A 20,774-nucleotide genomic window follows, 5' to 3' on the forward strand; every position below is an offset into this window, starting at 1 on the left:
CTACACTGGCGACCGATGGCTGGACCGCTGAATTTCGAGCCGCCGACGGCGCTGCAGTATTTCGCCGCTCTCGTGGCCGAGGATGCGAGCCTCTCGGTCGTCGAGGCGGCTGTCGCCGTGGCGCAGGACCTGGATCCCGAGCAGGACGCCCAGGCCGTGCTGGCGCAGATCGACGAGCTCGCCGATCGCCTGCGCCGCCGCCTGCCGGCCGACGCCGGCCCGGTGCACAAGCTGCGCATGCTCAACCGCTACTTCTTCGACGAGCTCGGCTTCGCCGGCAACGTCAACGACTACTACGACCCGCGCAACAGCTCGCTGGCCGAGGTGCTGCGCACGCGCCGGGGGATCCCGGTGACGCTGGCGCTGCTGTACCTCGAGCTGGCGGCGCAGCTCGGGCTGCCGGCGGCGGGGGTGTCCTTCCCGGGGCATTTCCTCGTCAAGCTGACGCTGCCGCGCGGCGAGGTCGTGCTCGACCCGTTCAGCGGCCGCTCGCTGTCGCGCGAGGAACTGGAGGAGCGGCTGCTGCCGTACCGCCAGCGTCACGGCCTCGTCGGCGACTTCGACGTGCCGCTGGGCCTGTTCCTGCAGACCGCCGCGCCGCGCGAGATCCTCGCCCGGCTGCTGCGCAACCTGAAGGAGATCCACCGCAGCGCCGGCGACCCCCTGCGCCTGCTCGCGGTGCTCGAGCGTCTGGTCATCCTGCTGCCCGAGGACTGGAGCGAGCGCCGCGACCGCGGCCTCGCGCACGCCGAGCTCGGCCACCACGAGCAGGCCGTGCGCGACCTGTCCGACTATCTCATCCACTGTCCCGACGCCGCCGACGCGCCTGCGCTGCGCGCGCGGCTCGCCCAACTGAACGGCCCTCGCCGGCCGACCCTGCACTGACATGACTTCCAGGATGAAGCAGATCCCGCTGGCGATCGGCTTCGACCCGCTCGCCACCTTCGAGAGCTTCCTGCCCGGCAGCGAAGCCAACCTGCGTGCGCTCGAACACCTGCGCCGCCTGCCGATGCCGACCGCGCCGGTCTACCTCTGGGGCCCTTCGGGCAGCGGCAAGACGCATCTGCTGCGCGGCCTGGCCCACGCCTGCCAGCAGGCCGGGCAGCGCGTCGGCTGGTTCGACCCGTCACGCCCCTGCCCGTGGGAACTGGCCGCCGACTGGTCGCTGGTGGTCATCGACCGCTGCGACGAGCTCGACGCCGCCGGCCAGCAGTCGGCCTTCACGCTGTTCGTCGAGGCCGCCACCGAAGGCGTGCAGATGGCCTGCGCCGGCCGCCTGCCGCCGGTGGACCTGCCGCTGCGCGACGACCTGCGCACGCGCCTGGGCTGGGGCCCGGTGTTCGCGATGCAGCCGCTGGGCGAGTCCGAGACCCGCGCCGCGCTGCGCCGCGAGAGCGACCGCCGCGGCATCCGCCTCACCGACGAGGTGATGGACCACCTGTTGACGCGCTTCCCGCGCGACCTGAAACACCTGATGGCCCTGCTCGACCGGCTCGACGAGTTTTCGCTGTCGCGTTCGCGCACGATCACCGTGCCGCTGGTGCGCGCGATGCTGGCCGAAGAAGGCGACCCGCTTTGAACCTGACGCTCTTCGACCTCGACGGCACGCTGCTGCCGACCGACTCCGACCACGCCTTCGGCGAGTTCCTGGTGCGCATCGGCTGGGCCGACGGCGGCGAGTTCAAGCGCCGCAACGACGAGTTCTACGCCCAGTACCTCGAAGGCCGGCTCGACATCGACGCCTACGTTCGTTTCTGCACCTCGCCCTGGCGCGACCGCGACCCGGCGGAGATCGCCGCCGCCCAGGCACGTTTCATCGACGAGTACGCCCGGCCCTCGCTGCATCCGGCGGCGGTGGATCTGGTGCGCCGCCACCTCGATGCCGGCGATCTGGTGGCCGTGGTCACCGCGACCAACGACTTCGTCACCCGGCCGATCGCCTCGCTGTTCGGTGTCGACACGCTGATCGCCACCGAACTCGAGCGCGACGCGGCCGGCCGCGCCACCGGCGCGATCCGCGGCGTGCCGTCGTTCCGCGATGGCAAGATCACGCGGGTGCGGCAGTGGCTGGCCGACGCCGGCCGCACGCTGGCCGACTTCGAGCGCAGCACCTTCTACAGCGATTCGACCAACGACCTGCCGCTGCTCGAACTCGTCAGCCACCCGGTGGCCACCAACCCCGGCGACGGGCTGCGGGCCGTGGCCCTGCAGCGCGGCTGGCCGATCCTGGACCTCTTCGCATGATCAAGAAATTCATCGACCGCCTGCTCGGCAAGTCGCCCGCGCCCGAGGCGCCGCCCGCACTGCCGGCGATCCCGCTCGGCCAGCGTGTCGAGATCCCCGCCGCGGAGCATCGCATCGACCCGCGGCTGCTCGACGACAACGCGGTGCGCGTCGTGCGCACGCTCAAGGATGCCGGCCACGAGGCCTACATCGTCGGCGGCGCGGTGCGCGACCTGCTCGTCGGCCTGCGGCCCAAGGACTTCGACGTCGCCACCGACGCCACGCCCGAGCAGGTGAAGGCGCTGTTCCGCCGCGCCTTCATCATCGGCCGGCGTTTCCGCCTGGTGCACGTGATCTTCGGCCGCGGCCGCGAGCACGAGGTCATCGAGGTCTCGACCTTCCGCGCCTACTTCGACGCTGCCGCGGCCGAGCAGGTCAAGGGCAACGAGAAGACGGCGCGCGGCGAGATCGCCGACCAGCGCGTCGTCGTCGACGCCAGCGGCCGCGTGCTGCGCGACAACGTCTGGGGCCCGCAGATCGAGGACGCGGCGCGCCGCGACTTCACGATCAACGCGATGTACTACGACCCGACGACGCAGGTCGTCGTCGACTACCACGGCGGCCTGGCCGACTCGCGCGCCCGCGTGCTGCGCATGATCGGCGACCCCGAGACGCGCTACCGCGAAGACCCGGTGCGCATCGTGCGCGTCGTGCGCATCGCCGCCAAGCTGGGTTTCGAGGTCGAGCCGGCGACGCGCGCGCCGATGCGCAAGATGGCCGCGCTGCTGAACAACGTGCCGCCGTCGCGCATGTTCGACGAGATGGTCAAGCTGCTGCAGACCGGCCATGCGCTCAAGAGCCTGGCCGAGCTGAAGAAGCAGGGCCTGGACCAGGGCGTGTTCCCGGTGCTCGACGCCGCCTTCCGCGCCGATGCCCGCCACCCCAAGCGCGACGAGTTCATCCGCTACGCGCTCGAGGACACCGACGCCCGCGTCAACGACGGCCGCGCCGTCGTGCCCAGCTTCATGCTCGCGGTGATGCTCTGGCACGACGTGCTCGACCGCTGGGCGGCGATCCAGGCCGGCGGCGAGGCGCCGTTCGCGGCGCTGCAGCAGGCCGTCGACGCGGTCTTCGACGCGCGCATCGGCGACATCTCCGGCCGCGGCAAGCTGGCCGCCGACATGCGCGAGATCTGGCTGATGCAGCCGCGTTTCGAGCGCCGCACGCCGGCCGCCGCGCGTTCGCTGGTCGCCCAGGCGCGTTTCCGCGCCGGCTACGACTTCCTGCGCCTGCGCGCCGATGTCGGCGAGATCGAGCCGGCGCTGGCCGAGTGGTGGGAGGACTTCCACCTCGGCGACGACGACGAGCGCGAGGCGATGCTGGCCGAGCTCAAGCCGGCGTCCAAGCGTGTGCACCGCGTGCCCGCCGGCAGCACCGTGGCCGCCGCCGCGGCGGCGACGCCTGCGCCTTCCGAGGCTGCCGAAGACGATGCCCCGGCCGACGCCGCGCCCGCCAAGAAACGCCGCCGGCGCCGCCGTCGCCCGGCCGGCGGCAGCGCGCCGGCGGCGCCCGCCGCCGGCGAATGAAGGTCTGGGTCGGCCTCGGCGCCAACCTGGGCGACGCCCGCGCCGCGCTGGCCGCCGCCTGCGCGGCGCTGGACGGGCTGCCCGGCACGCGCCTCGTGCGGCGTTCGTCGCTGTGGCGCAGCGCGCCGGTCGACGCCGCCGGCCCCGACTTCCACAACGCGGTGGCCGAACTGGACACCACGCTGGCCCCGGCCGGGCTGCTGGCCGCGCTGCACGCGATCGAGGCCGCGCACGGTCGCGAGCGCCCGTACCGCAACGCGCCGCGCACGCTGGACCTGGACCTGTTGTTCTACGGCGACGAGGTGATCGACACCGCGTCGCTGGTCGTGCCGCATCCACGCGCGCATCTGCGCGCCTTCGTGCTGCGGCCGTTGCTGGAGCTCGAGCCCGGCTTCGAGCACCCGCGCCTGGGGCCGCTGGTGCGCTGGTCGGCCGCCGCGGCCGACCAGGCGATCGAACGCCTCGACTGAAGGAGTACCGACGATGAACTCCCTGCCGGTGCCGGTGCAGACCTTCGCGCTGCTCGCGCTGTCCAACCTGTTCATGACGTTTGCCTGGTACGGGCACCTGAAGTCGCTGTCCGGCAAGCCGTGGATCGTCGCGGCGCTGATCAGCTGGGGCATCGCGCTGTTCGAGTACCTGCTGCAGGTGCCGGCCAACCGCATCGGCTACGCCGGCGGCATGAGCCTGGCGCAGCTGAAGATCGGCCAGGAAGTCATCACGCTGGCGATCTTCGTGCCCTTCGCGGTCTTCTACATGGACCAGCCGCTGAAGCTGGACTACCTCTGGGCCGGGCTGTGCCTGGTCGGAGCCGTCTACTTCATCTTCCGGTCATGAAACCGTCACCGTTCTAGAATCGCGGATTCACGATCCGGCCGGTGATCCCACCGGAGACCGCATGTTTTTTGGCAAGCTCCTTCCACGAGAAGGCAACTTCTTCGAACTGTTCAACCAGCACGGCGCTTTCGTCGTCGAGGGCGCCCGGGCGTTCATGCTGCTGGTCCAGCACTATTCGGACCCCCTCGAGCGCGAGAAGCACAGCGCCGACGTCATCGCCGCCGAACGTGCCGCCGACAAGGTGACCGCCGAGGTCAACCGCGCGCTGCACCGCACCTTCATCACGCCGCTGGACCGCGAGCAGATCCATGCGCTGATCAACTCGATGGACGACATCGTCGACCTGCTGCAGGACTCGTCGGAAGTGATGTCGCTGTACGACCTGCAGCACGTCAGCGAGGACGTGATCCGGCTGACCGAGATCTCGGTGCGCTGCTGCGAGCGTGTGCAGCACGTCGTCTCGCTGCTGCCGAACCTGCGCGACCAGGCCACGTCCGAGTCGGCGCTGAAGACCTGCGAGGAGATCGACCGCCTCGAGTCCGATGCCGACCGCGTGATGCGCTCGGCGATGTCGCGCCTGTTCCGCGAAGAAGTCGACACGCGCGAGCTGATCAAGCTGAAGGCCGTCTACGAGCACCTGGAGTCGATCTCCGACCGCTGCGAAGACGTCGCCAACCTGATCGAAGGCATCGTCCTCGAGAATTCCTGACCGGTCGGACGTCCCTCACATGGATGCACTTCCGGTCGGCTTCTGGGTCGTGGCGATGCTCGTCGTTCTGGCGCTCGTCTTCGACTTCATGAATGGTTTCCACGACGCGGCGAACTCCATCGCCACCGTCGTGTCCACGGGCGTTCTCAAGCCGCAGCAGGCGGTCGCGTTCGCCGCGTTCTTCAACGTGCTCGCCATCGCCGTGTTCCAGCTCAAGGTCGCGGCGACCGTGGGCAAGGGCATCGTCGAGCCCGGCATCGTCGACCAGCACGTCATCTTCGGCGCGCTGGTCGGGGCGATCGCCTGGAACGTGATCACCTGGTGGTACGGCATCCCGTCGTCGAGCTCGCATGCGCTCATCGGCGGCATCGTCGGCGCCACCATCGCCAAGGCCGGCGGCGGCCCGCTGGTGGCCTCGGGCCTGATCAAGACGGTGGCCTTCATCTTCATCTCGCCGGTGCTGGGCTTCCTGTTCGGCTCGCTGATCATGGTGGCCGTGGCCTGGATCTGTCGAAGGTCCTCGCCACTGAAGGTCGACAACACGTTCCGGCGGCTGCAGCTGGTCTCGGCCGGCATGTACTCGCTGGGCCACGGCGGCAACGACGCGCAGAAGACGATCGGCATCATCTGGCTGCTGCTGATCTCCTCGGGCTACGCGAGCGCCACCGACCACATGCCGCCGTCGTGGGTCATCTGGGCCTGCTACATCGCGATCGGCCTGGGCACGCTGTTCGGCGGCTGGCGCATCGTCAAGACCATGGGCCAGCGCATCACCAAGCTCAAGCCGGTCGGCGGCTTCTGCGCCGAGACCGGCGGGGCGGTGACGCTGTTCATGGCCACGGCGCTGGGCGTGCCGGTGTCGACGACGCACACCATCACCGGCGCGATCTACGGCGTCGGCTCGGTGCGCAGCGCGTCGGCGGTGCGCTGGGGTCTGGCCGGCAACATCGTGCTGGCGTGGATCTTCACGATCCCGGCGACGGCCTTCATCGCCGCCGTCTTCTACGCGCTCAGCAACTACCTGTTCTGAGCGGCGGGCACCGGCCGCGCCCGGGGCGCGTGCCGGTGTCGGCAGGCCGCGCCGGCGCGGCCTGCTTCGTCAGCCTCACTCGGGCGCGGTTTCCTCGCCGGCGCCCAGCGTGCGCTGCATCAGCGGCACGTCGAGCCAGCGGCCGTGCTTCCAGCCGGCCGCGCGCAGGATGCCGGCGGGCTCGAAACCCAGCGCCTGGTGCAGGCCGATCGAGCCGACGTTCTCCGAGTCGCCGATGACGGCGAGCATCTGGCGCGCGCCGGCGGCCTCGCAGCGTGCGATCAGCTCGGCCAGCAGCAGCCGGCCGAGGCCGCGACCGGTCGCTTCGTGGTGGACGTAGATCGAGTCCTCGACACAGAAGCGGTAGGCCGGGCGCGGGCGGAAGTGGTTGGCGTAGGCGTAGCCGACGACGCGCCCGCCCTCGTCGGCGACCAGCCAGGGCAGGCCCTTGGCGGTGACGTCGGCGCGGCGACGCGCCATCTCGGTCTCGGCCGGCGGTTCGGTCTCGAAGGTGCCGGTGCCGTGCAGCACGTGGTGGGCGTAGATGGCGGTGATGGCGCCGAGGTCGGCGTCGGTGCTGGGGCGGATGACGATGGTGCCGGTGCTCATTCGGGGGCGGGGATGTGGCGGCGGCGCGTGGCGTGAACGGTGCCCGGAAGATGGTCTGCGCCGCAGCTTGTCGCTTCCGGTGCGGTCGAGTTTATAATGCGCGGTTCCCGGCGCCGGCTTCGGGCAGTGTCATGGTTCATGAGACTGGCGGCGCGTATCTACGGGCCCGAAGACGTACTCGTTTGATTGCCCGCGGCTGGACGTGTCCTCAGCGGTGTGGCGGTCGCCTCACACATCAGGAATTCCGACATGGTCGTGATCCGTCTGGCCCGTGGCGGCGCAAAGAAGCGCCCGTTCTACAACATCGTCGTTGCCGACGCGCGCGAGCGCCGTGACGGCCGCTTCATCGAGCGCGTGGGTTTCTACAACCCGATGGCCTCGGGTGGCGCGGAAGGTCTGCGCGTCTCTCTGGACCGCGTGACCTACTGGGCCGGCGTCGGCGCGCAGCTGTCGCCGACCGTCGCCCGTCTGGTCGCCCAGGCCAAGAAGGCGGCCTGAGTCCGCGCGGCGTGGCCACCTCGACGTCACCGCTGACGGCGCCCGACGCGCCGCCCCGGCCGGCCGACGCCATCGAGGTGGGCCGCGTTCTCGGCGCCTGGGGCGTCAAGGGCGGGATCAAGGTCAAACCTTTCTCGTCCGACCCGCAGGCGCTGTTCTCCTCCAAGCGCTGGTTCCTGGAGCCGTCCGAGGCCAAGCCCGGGCACCAGGTGCCGCCGCTGCTGCGCGTGGCCTCCGCGCGCGAGCAGGGTGACGCCGTCGTCGCGACGATCCACGATCTGACCGACCGCGATCTCGCCCAGGCGCTGGCCGGTGCGCGCATCTTCATCGCGCGCTCCAGCTTCCCGACGCCCGACGAAGACGAGTTCTACTGGGTCGACCTGATCGGCCTGGACGCGCGCAACCGCGCCGATGTCGTGCTCGGCCGCGTCGTCGGCCTGGTCGAGACCGGCCTGCACTGCGTGCTGCGAGTCAAGCCCGCCGACGAGAAGGCCGAGGAGATCCTGATCCCCTTCGTCGCCGCCTACGTCGATCGCGTCGATCTCGCCGGCGCCACCGTCCACGTCGACTGGGAAGCCGACTACTGACGGCGAAGCCGATGCGCTTCGACGTCGTCACGCTGTTCCCCGAACTGTTCGCCCCGCACCTGGCGGTGGGCATCACGCGGCGCGCGTTCACCTCCGGCCTCGTCGACGTGCGGCTGTGGCAGCTGCGCGACTTCGCCGACGACGCCTACCGCCGCATCGACGACCGCCCCTACGGCGGCGGGCCCGGCATGGTGATGCTGGTCGAGCCGCTGTTGCGTGCGCTCGACGCGGTGCGCGCCGAACGCGGCGAGGTGCCGGTCGTGCACTTCACGCCGACCGGCCGCCGGCTCGACCAGGCCGTCGTGCAGGAGTTCGCCGCGGGCCCCGGCGCGGTGCTGCTGTGCGGCCGCTACGAAGGCATCGACCAGCGTTTCATCGACCGCCGCGTGACGCACGAGATCAGCCTCGGCGACTTCGTGCTCTCCGGCGGCGAGCTGCCGGCGCTGACGCTGCTCGACGCCGTCGCGCGGCTGCAGGACGGCGTCATCCCGGCGCCGTCGCACGAGCAGGACAGCTTCGGCGACGGCCTGCTCGAAGGCCCGTCGTACAGCCGCCCCGAACGCCTGGCGCTGGACGGCGACGAACTCGCGGTGCCGGCGGTGCTGCTGTCGGGCCACCACGGCGAGATCGCGCGCTGGCGGCGCGAGCGTTCGCTGGAGCGCACGGCGCAGCGGCGGCCCGACCTGATCGCCGCGGCGCGTGCCGCCGGGCGTCTTTCACGCGCCGACGAGCGTTTCCTCGCGTCCCTCGCGCTATAATCGAGGGCTTTTCGATCCTCTGCCGGGCAACCGGCGGGCCGGCCACGTGGCCCAGGCTTGCCGACATTCCGATCCACAACCCCCGCGCACGATCGCCATCGGAGAAAACCTTGAACCTCATCGAGACCCTCGAGCAGGAAGAGATCGCCCGCCTGGGCAAGACGATCCCGGCCTTCGCCCCCGGCGACACCGTCATCGTCAACGTCAACGTCGTCGAAGGCACCCGCAAGCGCGTGCAGGCCTACGAAGGCGTCGTGATTGCCAAGCGCAACCGCGGCATCAACAGCAGCTTCATCGTCCGCAAGATCTCCAGCGGCGAAGGCGTGGAACGCACGTTCCAGCTGTACAGCCCGCTGATCGCCTCGATCGAAGTCAAGCGCCGCGGCGACGTGCGCCGCGCCAAGCTGTACTACCTGCGCGAGCGCAGCGGCAAGAGCGCCCGCATCAAGGAAAAGCTGGCGTGATGCCTGGTCGTTCCGGCTGCGCCGGACGGCCCGATTGCCAGGAGGCGCCGCGTTGCGGCGCCTTTTTCGTTTCTGGAGCGCCGCGATGACGCCGCCGCGCATCCTGCACCCGCAGGCCATCCCCGTCGCCGGGATCGACGCCCATCTGCCGCCGGTGCCGGCCGCGCGCCTGACGCCGGCTGCGCTGCGCCGGCGTTTCGCCGCGCCGGGCACCTGGACACCCGAGTTCGCCGGCGACGGCCGGCCGACGGACGACCGGCCGTCGGCCGCCGCCGCGGTGCTGGTGGCCATCGTCGAGCGCGAAGCCGGCGCGACGGTGCTGCTGACGCGCCGCGCCGAGCATCTGCGCGACCATGCGGGCCAGATCAGCTTCCCGGGCGGCCGTGTCGAGCCGGGTGATGCCGACGCCGCGGCCACCGCGCTGCGCGAGGCCGAGGAGGAAGTCGGCCTGGCACGGGCCCGCGTCGACGTCATCGGCCACCTGCCGCCCTACACGACGGTGACGCATTTCGTCGTCACGCCGGTGGTGGCCATCGTCACGCCGCCGTTCGAGCTGCAGATCGACGCCTTCGAGGTCGCGGCCGCGTTCGAGGTGCCGCTGGCCTTCCTGATGGACCCGGCGAACCATCGCCGCCACGTCTTCGAGGCCGGCGGCGCGCGCCGCCAGTTCCTGTCGATGCCCTGGGGCGATCACTTCATCTGGGGCGCCACGGCGGCGATGCTGCGCAATCTCTACGGCTTCCTCGCCGAGGACTGAGGCGCACGCCCCTTATCATCGGCAGCCGATGAGTTTTTTCGCTGTCCTGTTCGCGCTGCTGATCGAGCAGCTCAAGCCGCTGCCGAAGGACAACGGCATCCATCACGCGCTGGTCGGATGGGTGCGCTGGGCCAGCCGCAACTTCGACGCCGGCCGGCCGCATCACACGGTCGTCGTCTGGTGTGTCGCGGTGCTCGGGCCGACGCTGGCAGTGGCTGTCGCCTACATGGCGATCTGGCACTTCAGCCTGGTGCTGGCGCTGGTGTTCGACATCGCGCTGCTGTACCTCACGCTGGGCTTCCGCCAGTTCAGCCACTACTTCACCGACATCCGAGACGCGCTGGACCGCGGCGACGAGAACTTCGCGCGCCAGCGCCTGGCCGAGTGGCGCCATCTCGACGCCAGCGAGTTGCCGCGCACCGAGGTGCTGCGCCACGTCATCGAACACGCGCTGCTGGCCGCGCACCGCCACGTCTTCGGCGTCTTCTTCTGGTTCATCCTGCTGTCGGCGCTGGGCCTGGGGCCGACCGGCGCGGTGCTGTACCGGATGGCCGAGTTCGCATCGCGCTACTGGGCCTACCGCCATCGCACGCTGGAGGCGCCGACCAGCGAGAGCCTGATGAACCTGTCGCGGCGCTGGTTCGAGCTGCTCGACCACGTGCCCGCGCGCATGACGGCCTTCGGCTTTGCCGTCGTCGGCAACTTCGAGGAAGCCGTCGGCGGCTGGCGCCGCGACGCGGCACTCTGGCTGCATCCCAACGAGGGCATCATCCTCGCCGCCGCGGCCGGCGCCGTCGGCGTGCAGCTCGGCGGCAGCGCTGCGCCGGGCGTCACGCCCGACCGCTCCAAGACCTTCGCCGCCGGCACCGAACCGGGCACCGTCGCCGCCGAAGGCTCGACGCCGGGCGCGCCGCCGCAGCTGGGGCACCTGCAAAGCGTCGTCGGCCTGGTCTGGCGCTCGGTCGTGCTGTGGATGCTGCTGCTGGCGCTGCTGACGCTGGCCAACGTCGTCGGCTGAGGCCGCGCACGCCACGGCCGAGGCCGTGGCACGAACTCGAGGGCCAAGGCGGCCCGCCGTCACCAGCGTTTGGCCGACAGCTCGTCGAACAGCTCTTCGTAGATGCGGTAGCGCGTCGGCGCGATCTCGCCGCGCGCCAGCGCCGCGCGCACGCCGCAGCCGGGTTCGTGGCGGTGGCTGCAGTTGTGGAAGCGGCACTCGCCCAGCGCGGCGGCGAAGTCGGGCATCAGCGTCGCCAGTTCGGTGGGGGCGATCTGGCGCAGGCCGAACTCCTGGAACCCCGGCGAGTCGATCAGCGCGCCGCGGCGCGTGTCGTCCAGCCAGTACCAGCTGGTCGTCGTCGTCGTGTGGCGGCCGGCCTTCAGCGCCTTGGAGATCTCGCCGACCTGGGCCGCGGCCTGCGGCACCAGCAGGTTGATCAGCGTGCTCTTGCCCATGCCGCTGGGGCCCAGCACCAGCGTCGTGCGGCCGTCCAGGCGCGGCGCCAGCGTCGCGCGCGCCGCGTCGGGCGCGGCCTTCAGTGCCAGCTCGACGACCTCGACGCCCATGCGGCGGTAGGGTTCGAGCCGCGCGCGTGCGTCGGCGGCGGCCGGCAGGTCGGTCTTGTTCAGCCCGATCCAGCACGGGATGCCGGCCTGACCGGCGGCGATCAGCGCGCGCGTGAGCTGCGACTCGCTGAACATCGGTTCGCCGGCGACCAGCACCAGCACCGCGTCGAGGTTGGCGGCGAACGACTTGGTGCGCCACTCGTCCTGGCGGAACAGCAGGTTGCGCCGCGCCTCCAGGTGCTCGACGACACCTTCGTCGCCGGCCGGCAGCCAGCGCACGCGGTCGCCGACGACGAGTTCGCTCTTCTTGCCGCGCGGGTGGCACAGCACGCGTTCGCCGTCGGGGGTCTCGACGACGACGTGACGGCCGTGGGCCGCCACGACCAGCCCCTGGTCCAAGGCCTCGAAGCTCAAGATGCGACCGGCTCCGGCAGGGCCGCCAGGCGTTCGCTGGCCGGCGGGTGCGAGTAATAGAAGCGCGCGTACAGCGGGTCCGGCGTCAGCGTCGACGCGTTGTCCTCGTGCAGCTTCAGCAGCGCGCTGGCGAGCGCGCGGCCATCGGCCTGCTCGCAGGCGTAGGCGTCGGCCTCGAACTCGTGCTTGCGCGACAGCGCCGCGCCCGGCGGCGAGACGAAGAAGGTGAAGGGCGGCAGCGCCAGCATGAACAGCAGGAGCGCCAGCGCGTCGTTCGGCGCGCCCAGGCTGGGGCGCACACCCAGGCCGAGGTAGAAGGCCGGCAACGACGCCAGCCAGCCCAGCAGCGCCAGCCCGGCCAGGCTGAGGCCGAAGACCCCGACCATGCGCTTGACGACGTGGCGGCGCTTGAAGTGGCCCAGTTCGTGCGCCAGCACCGCCTCGACCTCGGCCGGCGCCAGGCGTGACAGCAGCGTGTCGAAGAAGACCACGCGCTTGGACGCGCCCAGCCCGGTGAAATAGGCGTTGGCGTGTGCCGAGCGCCGGCTGCCGTCCATCACGAACAGGCCCTTGGCGGCGAAGCCGCAGCGCTGCATCAGCGCCTGCACGCGGTGCTTCAGCGCCTCGTCGGCCAGCGGCTCGAACTTGTTGAACAGCGGCGCGATCACCGTCGGATACAGCACCAGCAGCGTCAGGTTGAAGCCGACCCAGGCGACCCAGGCCCAGAGCCACCACAGCCCGCCGGTGGCGCCCATGATCCACAGGATCAGCGCCGCCAGCGGCAGGCCGATCAGCGCGCCGACCGCCAGCCCCTTGGCCTGGTCGGCCAGCCACAGCCCGGTGGTCATGCGGTTGAAGCCGAAACGCTGCTCGATGCGGAAGGTCGACCACCACTCGAACGGCGCGTCGAGCAGCGCGCCGATCAGCACGAAGGCCGCCAGCAGCGCCAGCTGGTAGGCCATCGGCCCCCAAGCAACGCCGACCGTGCCGAGCAGCGCGCCGTTGAGCGCGTCCAGGCCGCCCAGCAGCGTCCAGCCCAGCAGCACGGCGGCGGAGAAGGCCGTGCTCAGCAGGCCAAAGCGGCCCTTGGCCAGCGTGTAGTCGGCGGCCTTGCGGTGGGCTTCGGCGGTGACGGTGCCGATGAAGGGCGCCGGCACCGCGTCGCGGTGGCGTGCGACGTGGCGCGCCTGGCGTGTCGCGAGCCAGAACTTCAGGCCCAGCGAGGCCAGCAGCGCGGCCGCGAACGCGGCCGTGACGACGAGGGAATGCATGGGGCGCGAGTTTAGGCTTCGGCGAGAATCGCCGTTTCCCCTGAACACCCCCGACCATGAGCGACACCGTGCTGGCCCCGAGCGATCAGAACCTGATCTGGATCGACCTCGAGATGACGGGCCTGTATCCCGCCACCGACCGCATCATCGAGATTGCCGTCGTCGTCACCGATCCGCAGCTGACGGTGCGGGTCGAAGGCCCGGTGTTCGCGGTGCACCAGAGCGACGCCACGCTCGACGCGATGGACGCCTGGAACAAGGGCACGCACGGCCGCAGCGGCCTGATCGACCGCGTCAAGGCGTCCACGGTGGACGAGGCCGAGGCCGAGGCGCGCACGATCGAGTTCCTGCAGCGCTACGTGCCGCGCGGCAAGAGCCCGATGTGCGGCAACTCGATCTGCCAGGACCGGCGCTTCCTGGCGAACTACATGCCCAAGCTGGAAGCCTTCTTCCACTACCGCAACCTCGACGTCAGCACGCTGAAGGAGCTGGCGCGGCGCTGGAAGCCCGAGGTGCTCGACGGCTTCAAGAAGGCCCAGGCGCACACCGCGCTGGCCGACATCCACGAGTCGATCGACGAACTGCTGCACTACCGCCAGCACTTCCTCCAGGCCTGAACTCAGGCTTCGCGCGCGGTGCCGCCGCGTGCACGCCAGGCCGCCACCAGCGCCCGCGCCTCGGCGTCGGGCCGCGCGGGCAGCTTCCAGTACTCGCTGCAGTCGCTCTTGCGTGCCAGCAGGCGGTGGTTGACGAGTTCGCGGCGCAGCGTGACGTGGTCGCCGAAGGCGTTGGCCGTCATCAGGATCGTGTTGACCTCGCGCTCGGTGTAGCGGCGGCGGCCATCGAACAGCGTCCACAGCACCCACATCGCCAGGCGCTGCACGCTGAACTTGTGCGGCCAGCGCACGAGGCGGCCGCGGCTGTCGAATTGCATCAGTGCCTTGCGCGCGTTGGCCGTCAGCGGCAGCACCGGGCGGTCCTCGGCGGCCAATGGCGCCAGGGGCAGCGGCCGCTCGGTGGCGGCGCGCAAGGCCTGCACGTTGCGGTGGCCGGCAGCGCGTGCGATCAGGTTCAGCAGTTCGACGTGGCCGGGCGGTTCGGCCGCCGGGCGGGTCTTTAGAGCCTGACCGAGTGAACGGGCGAACGCGGACAGGTCGGGTGCCACGAAGGGCAGGGCTTCACGGGACATGAGAACTCCTCGCGAGCGTGGCGCCTTCCCCGAGGACGGGGTGCCGGGGGTCGCCGACTTGCCGGGCGGGCGCAGCTCGCGTGATGAAGCTGTCCTCGTCTGACGGTGATGAAGGGCAGGTTTAGCTCGCGGTGTGGGCCGCGCGGCGACGCCTGGGTGAACTGCCGACCACCCAGCAGTGTAGCGCGGCCGACCGTGAAGGTTCGAAATCCGCTACAATGCGGCTCCACGGCGTCCGTTGTGACGCCGTTCGTTCATCCCCTCTGACCTTTCGTCGAGCCGCGCCCTGCGGCCGCATCTCTCGGGTCGGCGGCGATGCCGTCGCCCCCTTGTTGGATGCGACTTCACCCTGGATGGTGAATCCCCTGGCCGCTGGCCCGGGGCGGCCGTCCTGTCTCTCGAAAGACGACGAATGAGTTTCGATACCCTGGGCTTGCCCGAAGCCCTGGCCCGTGCCGTGGCCGATGCCGGTTACACCACCCCGACCGAGGTGCAGTCGCGCGCCATTCCGCCGGCGCTGGGCGGCGCCGACCTGATGGTCTCCAGCAGCACCGGCAGCGGCAAGACCGCCAGCTTCGTGCTGCCCGCGCTGACGCGCATCCTCGCCGCCCGCGGCGACGGCAAGCGGCGCGAGAAGGGCGTCATCAGCGGCCCGCGCATCCTGGTGCTGGCGCCGACGCGCGAGCTGGCGATGCAGGTCGCCAAGGCCACCAACGACTACGGCCGCCACGTGCAGGGCCTGCGTGTGGCCACCGTCGTCGGCGGCGTACCCTACGGCGCGCAGCTGAAGGCGCTGCGCGGTCCGCTGGACGTGCTGATCGCCACCCCCGGCCGGCTGATGGACCACATGGCCAGCGGCCAGGCGGTGCTGGCCAACGTCGAGATGCTGGTGCTCGACGAAGCCGACCGCATGCTCGACATGGGCTTCATCGACGACATCCACCACATCGCCAGCGCGACGCCCGCCGCGCGCCAGACGGTGATGTACAGCGCCACCTTCGCCGGCCACGTCGGCCGCCTGGCCGAGGAACTGCTGCGCGAGCCGCAGCGCATCGAGATCGCCTCGCACACCGACGTGCACGCCGACATCGAGCAGCGCCTGCACTGGGCCGACAACTTCGCGCACAAGAACGCGCTGCTGGACCACATCCTGACCGAGCGCAGCGTCGAGCAGGCGGTGGTCTTCACCAGCACCCAGCGCGACGCCGACTGGCTGGCCGACCGCCTTGCCGAGATGGGCCACCACGTCGCCTCGCTGCACGGCGGCCATCCGCAGGGCCGGCGCAACCGCGTGCTGCAGGGCCTGCGTTCGCGCGACCTGAAGATCCTCGTCGCCACCGACGTCGCCGCGCGCGGCATCGACGTGCCGACGATCAGCCACGTCATCAACTTCGGCCTGCCGATGAAGGCCGAGGACTACGTGCACCGCATCGGCCGCACCGGCCGCGCCGGCCGCTCGGGCCTGGCGGTGACGCTGGCCGAGCGCGGCGACGCCGGCATGATCCACCGCATCCAGCGCTTCACGACGCAGCGCATCCCGGCGGCGACGATCGAGGGCCTGGAGCCCAAGATGCCCGAGCCGATGCGCGAGGCGCGTCCGCCGCGCGCCGGTTTCGGCGGCCGCCCGCAAGGCGGCAAGCCGTTCCACGGCGGTGGCAAGCCTTTCGGCGGCAAGCCGTTCGCCGGCAAGTCCTTCGGTGGCGGCGCTCCGGCGCGTGAACGCGACGGCGAACGTTCCTTCGCCCCGCGCGCCCCGCACGACGAGCGCTTCGCCCCGGCGCGCCCGCCGCGTGGCCCGTTCGACGGCCCGGCGCGTTCGTTCGGTGACCGCGCCGAGCGCGGCGCAGCGCCCGGCAAGCCTTTCGGCCATGGCGCCGGCAAGCCCTTCGGCAAGCCCTTCGCCAAGCCCGAAGGCAAGTTCGGCGGCAAGCCGGCCGGCAAGTTCGGTCCCAAGCCCGGCCCGCGCCGTCCGCGCGAAGCCTGAGCGTCCTGCTCCCATGAAAAAGGGCCGGCATCCGCCGGCCCTTTTTTTGGCGTGCGCCGAAGGCTCAAACGCCCAGCAGCTCGACCTCGAACACGAGGGTCGCGTTCGGCGGGATCACGCCGCCGGCGCCGCGCGCGCCGTAGCCCATCTCGGGCGGGATCGTCAGCACGCGCGTGCCGCCGACCTTCATGCCGGCCACGCCTTCGTCCCAGCCGCGGATCACGTGGCCGCGGCCCAGCGCGAAGGAGAAGGGCTCGCCGCGGTCCTTGCTGGAGTCGAACTTGCGGCCGCGGCCGTCGGCGGCCGCCGGGTCGTGCAGCCAGCCGGTGTAGTGCACCTTGACGTGCTGGCCGGCGCTGGCTTCGGCGCCGCTGCCGGCGACGGTGTCCTCGATCTTCAGGCTCATGGTCTCTTCCTCAGTCGTTCGTCGAAGGCCGCGATGATGCCAGCCCAGGCGGGCACCGCGGCGGCCAGCCAGTCCTGCACGTCCTCGGCGGCCAGCGGCGGCAGGCCGAGCACGGCGCCAGCGGCGCGCAGCGCGGCCAGCGGGTCGGCCAGGTCCAGCGCCTGGGCGCCGTTCTGCTTGGACAGCTTGTGGCCGTCTTCGCCCAGCACCAGCGGCGTGTGCAGGTAGCGCGGCCGCGGCAGGCCCAGCGCGTGCTGCAGCAGGATCTGGCGCGGCGTGTTGTCGGCCAGGTCCTCGCCGCGCACGACGTCGGTGATGCCTTGCGCGGCGTCGTCGACGACGACCGCGAGCTGATAGGCCCAGAGCCCGTCGGCACGCTTGAGCACGAAGTCGCCGACCTCGGCGCCGACATCCTGCACCGCCTCGCCCAGGCGCCGGTCGACCCAGCGCACGCGGCCGTCGGCGCGCAGCCGGCACGCGCGGGCCGGCTTGCCGTGCAAGCCGTCGCGGCAGGTGCCGGGGTAGACCCGTTCGGCAAAACGTTCGTGCACCACGCCCCGCGCGGCCAGCGCCTCGTCGATGTCGCGCCGTGTGCAGGCGCAGGGGTAGGCGCGGCCGGCGGCGACGAGCTGCTGCAGCGCGTCGGCATAGGCCTCGCCGCGTTCGGACTGGCGCCAGGGCGGCTCGTCGGGCTCCAGGCCGCAGGCGGCGAGCTGCTGCAGGATGATGCGCTCCGCGCCGGGCACGCAGCGCGGTGTGTCGACGTCCTCGATGCGCAGCAGCCAGATGCCGCCGTGCACGCGCGCGTCCAGCCAGCTGGCGAGCGCGGCCACCAGCGAGCCCGCGTGCAGCGGGCCCGTCGGCGACGGGGCGAAGCGGCCGCGGTACACGATCGACTAGCCGATGTGCCGGCCGACCGCCATGGCGGTGCCTGTGCGACGGCGCATCAAGCGGACGCCGTGGCCCGGCTTTGCCGGGTCACTGGCGGCGCCCCCTTGAGGGGGCTTCGGCGGGACGGGGACCGTCCGGCGGACGGTCCGCGCCAGCCGAAGGGCCGGGCCAAGGGCCCGGCGCGGCCTGCAAGGTGCGCCGAAGGCGCTTCGGGGGTGGGCCATCAGTCCAGCGGGCCGGCGTGGCGTTCCAGGAGCGCGCGGCGCGTCGTCGGGCTTTCCAGCTGGCCCAGCCACCACTGCAGCGCGCGGCCCAGGCCGAGCGCGCCGCGTTCGGCGCGCCAGGCGTAGTGCAGGCGTGCGGTGTGGCCGCCGCGCTGCGTCTGGCGCGCGACCAGGTGGCCGGCTTCGAGGTGGGCTCGCGCCATCGGCTCGGGCACGAAGCCGCAGCCCAGGCCACGCAGCAGCGCGTCGAGCTTGGTGCGCATCGTCGACACCGTCAGCACGTCCTGGCCGGGCAGCAGGTTGACGGTGACCGGCGCCATGCGCTGCGCGGTGTCGGCCACCGCGATGGCGCGCTGGTGCACCAGCTCGGCGTCGCTCAGCGGCTCCTCGCCGCGCGCCAGCGCGTGGTGCGGCGCGACGACGAAGACGAACTCCACCTCGCCCAGCGGCCGGATCTCGATGCCGCCCGGGTTGGCGTGGTCGCCGGCGATGCCGATCGCCAGGTCGACCTGTCCCGAGACCAGCGCCTCCCAGGTGCCGGCGAGCACGTCGTGGCGCAGCCGCAGCCGCGTCGCCGGGCCGCCGCGCGTGTTCTCGGGGCAGCCGTCGCGCACCTCGCAGAAGGCCTGCACGAGCTCGAACACCGTCGTCATCGACAGGATGTCCTCGACGCTGATCGCCAGCGTCGTCTCCCAGCCGCTGGCGACGCGGCGCACGCGGTTGGCGACGGCGTCGATCTCCTGCAGCAGGCGGCGGCCTTCGTGCAGCAGCTCGGTGCCGGCGGCGGTGAGCTGCGCCTGGCGCGAGCTGCGGTCGAACAGCAGCACGTCCAGCGAGTCCTCGAGCTGGCGCACGCTGTAGGTCAGGGCCGACGGCACCTTGCCCAGCTCGCGCGCGGCGGCGGCGAAGCTGCCGGTGCGCGCGATCGTGTCCATCATCTGCAGCGCCTCGGGGGTGAGGGCCTGACGTCGTTCTGCCATGGCTTCATCTTATTTGAACGGGACCTTCAAGCGCGCCCGCCCCGCCCCCGGGAGCCGGTGCCTACAGTGCATTCCATGATCACGCACCGCAAATCCTCCGACCGCGGCCACGCGGACCACGGCTGGCTCAAAAGCTGGCACAGCTTCTCCTTCGCCGACTACTACGACCCGGCGCACATGGGCGTCGGCAACCTGCGCGTCATCAACGACGACCGGGTGGCCCCGGGCACCGGTTTCGGCACCCACGGCCATCGCGACATGGAGATCGTCAGCTACGTGCTCGACGGCGAGCTGGCGCACCGCGACAGCCTGGGCGGCGAAGGTGGCGTCATCCGCCCCGGCGAAGTGCAGCGCATGAGCGCCGGCACCGGCGTGCGCCACAGCGAATACAACCACGCCGAGAGCACGACGCACTTCCTGCAGATCTGGCTGCTGCCGCGCACGACCGGCATCACCCCGGGCTACGAGCACAAACGTTTCGACGACGCCGACAAACGTGGCCGGCTGCGCCTGGTGGCCTCGGAAGACGGCCGCGAAGGCTCGGTGACGGTGCATGCCGACGCGGCGATCCGCGCCGGGCTGTTCGACGGCGACGAACGTGCCGAGCTCGAGCTCGACCCGCAGCGCCTGGCCTACGTGCACCTGGCGCGCGGCACGCTGCGTGCCAACGGCGTCGTGCTCGCCGCCGGCGACGCGCTGACGCTGGACGGCGAGACCCGCCTGGTGCTCGACGGCGGCAGCGCCGCCGAGGTGCTGGTCTTCGACCTGGCGCGCTGATCGGGGCGCCGCGGCGCGTGTCGCCGCGGCCCGGTACAGTCGGCCGCCGATGGATGTCCTGAACAAGCTGCTGCGCGAGATGCCGCCCGCCGACTGGGCGGCGCTGGCCTTCTACTTCGTCGCGTGGGTCGGTTATGCCGTCTTCGCCCGCCGCCGCGCCCGCCACCGGCCTTCGGTGCTGGGCGCGACGAACCGCGAACGCGCGCGCTGGATGACGCAGATGGCGCGGCGCGACAACCGCATCGTCGACGCCGGCGTCGTGCAGGCGCTGAGTTCCAGCCCCTCGTTCTTCGCGTCGACGACGATCCTGATCATCGGCGGCCTGTTCGCCGTGCTGTCCAGCGCCGAGCGTGTCAGCGACCTGGTGCACGAGATCCCGTTCGCCACCCACAGCACGGTGCTGATCTTCGACCTGAAGATCCTGCTGCTGCTGGCGACCTTCGTCTACGCCTTCTTCCGCTGCACCTGGAGCCTGCGCCAGTACGGCTTCGGCGCGATCCTGGTCGGCGCCGCGCCGCTGCCCGACCAGTTTGCCGACGACGCCGAACGCGAGGCCTACGCGCAACGCGCCGGCCGCGTGATGGGGCTGGCCGCCGAGTCGTTCAACGACGGCCTGCGCGCCTACTACATGAGCTTCGCGGCCTGCGCCTGGTTCCTGTCGCCGTGGGCGATGATCGTCGGCATGCTCGGTGTCGTGACCATCCTGTTCCGGCGCGAGTTCAAGTCCGAGGTGCTAGCCGAGCTCAACAAGCCGCCGCTGGGCCCTCGTGCCGGCTGAGCCCGTCGAGAAAGGCCTTGCAGCGCGCGAACTGCTCCAGCGTCGCACGCCCGGCGTGCGCAGGGGGCGGCGAGGGTCTCGACCAGCGCCAGGTTGGAGCGCTCGCTGACGGTGTCCAGTCGCACCGGACGCCGGGCCCGTTCGAGGCCTTCATCGGAAGGCGGCCGCAGGGGAGGGCGTCGGGCCACGGTACCCGCGTGCCGGCGCCGGGCGTGCGCCATGGCTAGCATCGGCGG

General features: G+C 71.5%; 25 protein-coding genes. 18 read left to right on the forward strand and 7 right to left on the reverse strand.

Annotation, left to right across the window (positions count from 1 at the left end):
- Positions 1–15 precede the first annotated feature (15 nt).
- From LOC65_RS03445 to LOC65_RS03480, 8 genes are all read left to right on the forward strand, one after another.
- The gene (locus LOC65_RS03445) at positions 16–885 is read left to right on the forward strand and encodes a SirB1 family protein (RefSeq protein WP_009857363.1); all 870 of its coding nucleotides are present in this window, start codon (positions 16–18) and stop codon (positions 883–885) included.
- Between the two features lie 13 nt (positions 886–898).
- Entirely contained in the window at positions 899–1,579 is a 681-nt protein-coding gene (locus LOC65_RS03450) for an HdaA/DnaA family protein (RefSeq protein ID WP_009857362.1), read from the forward strand.
- Positions 1,576–2,244 carry an HAD family phosphatase gene (locus LOC65_RS03455; protein ID WP_230246647.1) on the forward strand — a complete coding sequence of 223 codons (669 nt, stop codon included), beginning with the start codon at positions 1,576–1,578 and terminating at the stop codon, positions 2,242–2,244. Before LOC65_RS03450 ends, LOC65_RS03455 begins: the two co-directional genes overlap by 4 nt.
- On the forward strand, positions 2,241–3,809 hold the full coding sequence (pcnB, locus tag LOC65_RS03460) for a polynucleotide adenylyltransferase PcnB (RefSeq protein WP_164962829.1): 1,569 nt from the start codon (positions 2,241–2,243) through the stop codon (positions 3,807–3,809). The genes LOC65_RS03455 and pcnB overlap by 4 nt, the downstream gene beginning before the upstream one ends.
- On the forward strand, positions 3,806–4,279 hold the full coding sequence (folK, locus tag LOC65_RS03465; protein WP_230246649.1) for a 2-amino-4-hydroxy-6-hydroxymethyldihydropteridine diphosphokinase: 474 nt from the start codon (positions 3,806–3,808) through the stop codon (positions 4,277–4,279). Before pcnB ends, folK begins: the two co-directional genes overlap by 4 nt.
- A gap of 13 nt (positions 4,280–4,292) precedes the next feature.
- Positions 4,293–4,646, forward strand: a complete 354-nt coding sequence (locus tag LOC65_RS03470) for a DMT family protein (protein WP_202796728.1) — start codon at positions 4,293–4,295, stop codon at positions 4,644–4,646.
- 61 nt (positions 4,647–4,707) lie between these two features.
- Positions 4,708–5,355, forward strand: a complete 648-nt coding sequence (locus LOC65_RS03475; RefSeq protein WP_009856311.1) for a DUF47 domain-containing protein — start codon at positions 4,708–4,710, stop codon at positions 5,353–5,355.
- A gap of 19 nt (positions 5,356–5,374) precedes the next feature.
- Positions 5,375–6,385: an inorganic phosphate transporter gene (locus LOC65_RS03480; protein WP_009856312.1), complete on the forward strand. Its 1,011-nt coding sequence runs from the start codon at positions 5,375–5,377 to the stop codon at positions 6,383–6,385.
- 75 nt (positions 6,386–6,460) lie between these two features.
- On the opposite strand, the gene LOC65_RS03485 is transcribed toward LOC65_RS03480, so the two are convergent.
- The gene (locus LOC65_RS03485; RefSeq protein WP_009856313.1) at positions 6,461–6,994 is read right to left on the reverse strand and encodes a GNAT family N-acetyltransferase; all 534 of its coding nucleotides are present in this window, start codon (positions 6,992–6,994) and stop codon (positions 6,461–6,463) included.
- Between the two features lie 249 nt (positions 6,995–7,243).
- On the opposite strand from LOC65_RS03485, the gene rpsP reads away from it, so the two are divergent.
- From rpsP to LOC65_RS03515, 6 genes are all read left to right on the forward strand, one after another.
- On the forward strand, positions 7,244–7,492 hold the full coding sequence (rpsP, locus tag LOC65_RS03490) for a 30S ribosomal protein S16 (protein ID WP_009856314.1): 249 nt from the start codon (positions 7,244–7,246) through the stop codon (positions 7,490–7,492).
- A gap of 11 nt (positions 7,493–7,503) precedes the next feature.
- The gene (gene rimM, locus LOC65_RS03495; protein ID WP_230246651.1) at positions 7,504–8,079 is read left to right on the forward strand and encodes a ribosome maturation factor RimM; all 576 of its coding nucleotides are present in this window, start codon (positions 7,504–7,506) and stop codon (positions 8,077–8,079) included.
- Between the two features lie 11 nt (positions 8,080–8,090).
- On the forward strand, positions 8,091–8,837 hold the full coding sequence (gene trmD / locus LOC65_RS03500) for a tRNA (guanosine(37)-N1)-methyltransferase TrmD (protein ID WP_009856316.1): 747 nt from the start codon (positions 8,091–8,093) through the stop codon (positions 8,835–8,837).
- A 110-nt stretch (positions 8,838–8,947) separates the two neighbouring features.
- Positions 8,948–9,301, forward strand: a complete 354-nt coding sequence (rplS, locus tag LOC65_RS03505) for a 50S ribosomal protein L19 (RefSeq protein ID WP_009856317.1) — start codon at positions 8,948–8,950, stop codon at positions 9,299–9,301.
- An 85-nt stretch (positions 9,302–9,386) separates the two neighbouring features.
- Positions 9,387–10,058, forward strand: a complete 672-nt coding sequence (locus tag LOC65_RS03510; protein WP_230246652.1) for a CoA pyrophosphatase — start codon at positions 9,387–9,389, stop codon at positions 10,056–10,058.
- A 28-nt stretch (positions 10,059–10,086) separates the two neighbouring features.
- The gene (locus tag LOC65_RS03515; protein WP_009856319.1) at positions 10,087–11,076 is read left to right on the forward strand and encodes a CobD/CbiB family protein; all 990 of its coding nucleotides are present in this window, start codon (positions 10,087–10,089) and stop codon (positions 11,074–11,076) included.
- Positions 11,077–11,135: 59 nt separating this feature from the next.
- On the opposite strand, the gene rsgA is transcribed toward LOC65_RS03515, so the two are convergent.
- Positions 11,136–12,038 carry a ribosome small subunit-dependent GTPase A gene (rsgA, locus tag LOC65_RS03520; protein ID WP_164962826.1) on the reverse strand — a complete coding sequence of 301 codons (903 nt, stop codon included), beginning with the start codon at positions 12,036–12,038 and terminating at the stop codon, positions 11,136–11,138.
- Positions 12,035–13,309: a M48 family metallopeptidase gene (locus tag LOC65_RS03525; protein WP_230246653.1), complete on the reverse strand. Its 1,275-nt coding sequence runs from the start codon at positions 13,307–13,309 to the stop codon at positions 12,035–12,037. The genes rsgA and LOC65_RS03525 overlap by 4 nt, the downstream gene beginning before the upstream one ends.
- Positions 13,310–13,365: 56 nt before the next feature.
- On the opposite strand from LOC65_RS03525, the gene orn reads away from it, so the two are divergent.
- Positions 13,366–13,926 carry an oligoribonuclease gene (gene orn / locus LOC65_RS03530; protein ID WP_009856322.1) on the forward strand — a complete coding sequence of 187 codons (561 nt, stop codon included), beginning with the start codon at positions 13,366–13,368 and terminating at the stop codon, positions 13,924–13,926.
- A gap of 2 nt (positions 13,927–13,928) precedes the next feature.
- Here orn and LOC65_RS03535 read toward each other — a convergent pair whose 3' ends face one another.
- A complete protein-coding gene (locus LOC65_RS03535; protein WP_230246654.1) occupies positions 13,929–14,498 on the reverse strand; it encodes a DUF2087 domain-containing protein in 570 nt (189 codons plus the stop codon).
- Between the two features lie 412 nt (positions 14,499–14,910).
- On the opposite strand from LOC65_RS03535, the gene LOC65_RS03540 reads away from it, so the two are divergent.
- Entirely contained in the window at positions 14,911–16,482 is a 1,572-nt protein-coding gene (locus tag LOC65_RS03540; protein WP_230246655.1) for a DEAD/DEAH box helicase, read from the forward strand.
- Positions 16,483–16,546: 64 nt separating this feature from the next.
- Here the strand turns inward: LOC65_RS03540 and LOC65_RS03545 are convergent, their stop codons facing one another.
- The 3 genes from LOC65_RS03545 to LOC65_RS03555 all read right to left on the reverse strand — a co-directional run bounded on the left by LOC65_RS03545 (position 16,547) and on the right by LOC65_RS03555 (position 18,983).
- Positions 16,547–16,888: an FKBP-type peptidyl-prolyl cis-trans isomerase gene (locus LOC65_RS03545; protein WP_230246656.1), complete on the reverse strand. Its 342-nt coding sequence runs from the start codon at positions 16,886–16,888 to the stop codon at positions 16,547–16,549.
- The gene (gene gluQRS, locus LOC65_RS03550) at positions 16,885–17,778 is read right to left on the reverse strand and encodes a tRNA glutamyl-Q(34) synthetase GluQRS (protein WP_230246658.1); all 894 of its coding nucleotides are present in this window, start codon (positions 17,776–17,778) and stop codon (positions 16,885–16,887) included. Before gluQRS ends, LOC65_RS03545 begins: the two co-directional genes overlap by 4 nt.
- Before the next feature lie 224 nt (positions 17,779–18,002).
- Positions 18,003–18,983, reverse strand: coding sequence for a LysR family transcriptional regulator (locus LOC65_RS03555; RefSeq protein WP_230246659.1), 981 nt, complete (start codon positions 18,981–18,983; stop codon positions 18,003–18,005).
- 75 nt (positions 18,984–19,058) lie between these two features.
- Here LOC65_RS03555 and LOC65_RS03560 point away from each other — a divergent pair, with 75 nt between their 5' ends.
- Together LOC65_RS03560 and LOC65_RS03565 are read left to right on the forward strand one after the other, a co-directional pair.
- Positions 19,059–19,760, forward strand: coding sequence for a pirin family protein (locus LOC65_RS03560; RefSeq protein WP_230246660.1), 702 nt, complete (start codon positions 19,059–19,061; stop codon positions 19,758–19,760).
- Between the two features lie 49 nt (positions 19,761–19,809).
- Positions 19,810–20,538, forward strand: coding sequence for a DUF599 domain-containing protein (locus LOC65_RS03565; RefSeq protein ID WP_230246661.1), 729 nt, complete (start codon positions 19,810–19,812; stop codon positions 20,536–20,538).
- Positions 20,539–20,774: the final 236 nt, after the last annotated feature.

Source organism: Rubrivivax sp. JA1055 (assembly GCF_020966565.1).
Taxonomy (GTDB): domain Bacteria; phylum Pseudomonadota; class Gammaproteobacteria; order Burkholderiales; family Burkholderiaceae_C; genus Rubrivivax; species Rubrivivax benzoatilyticus.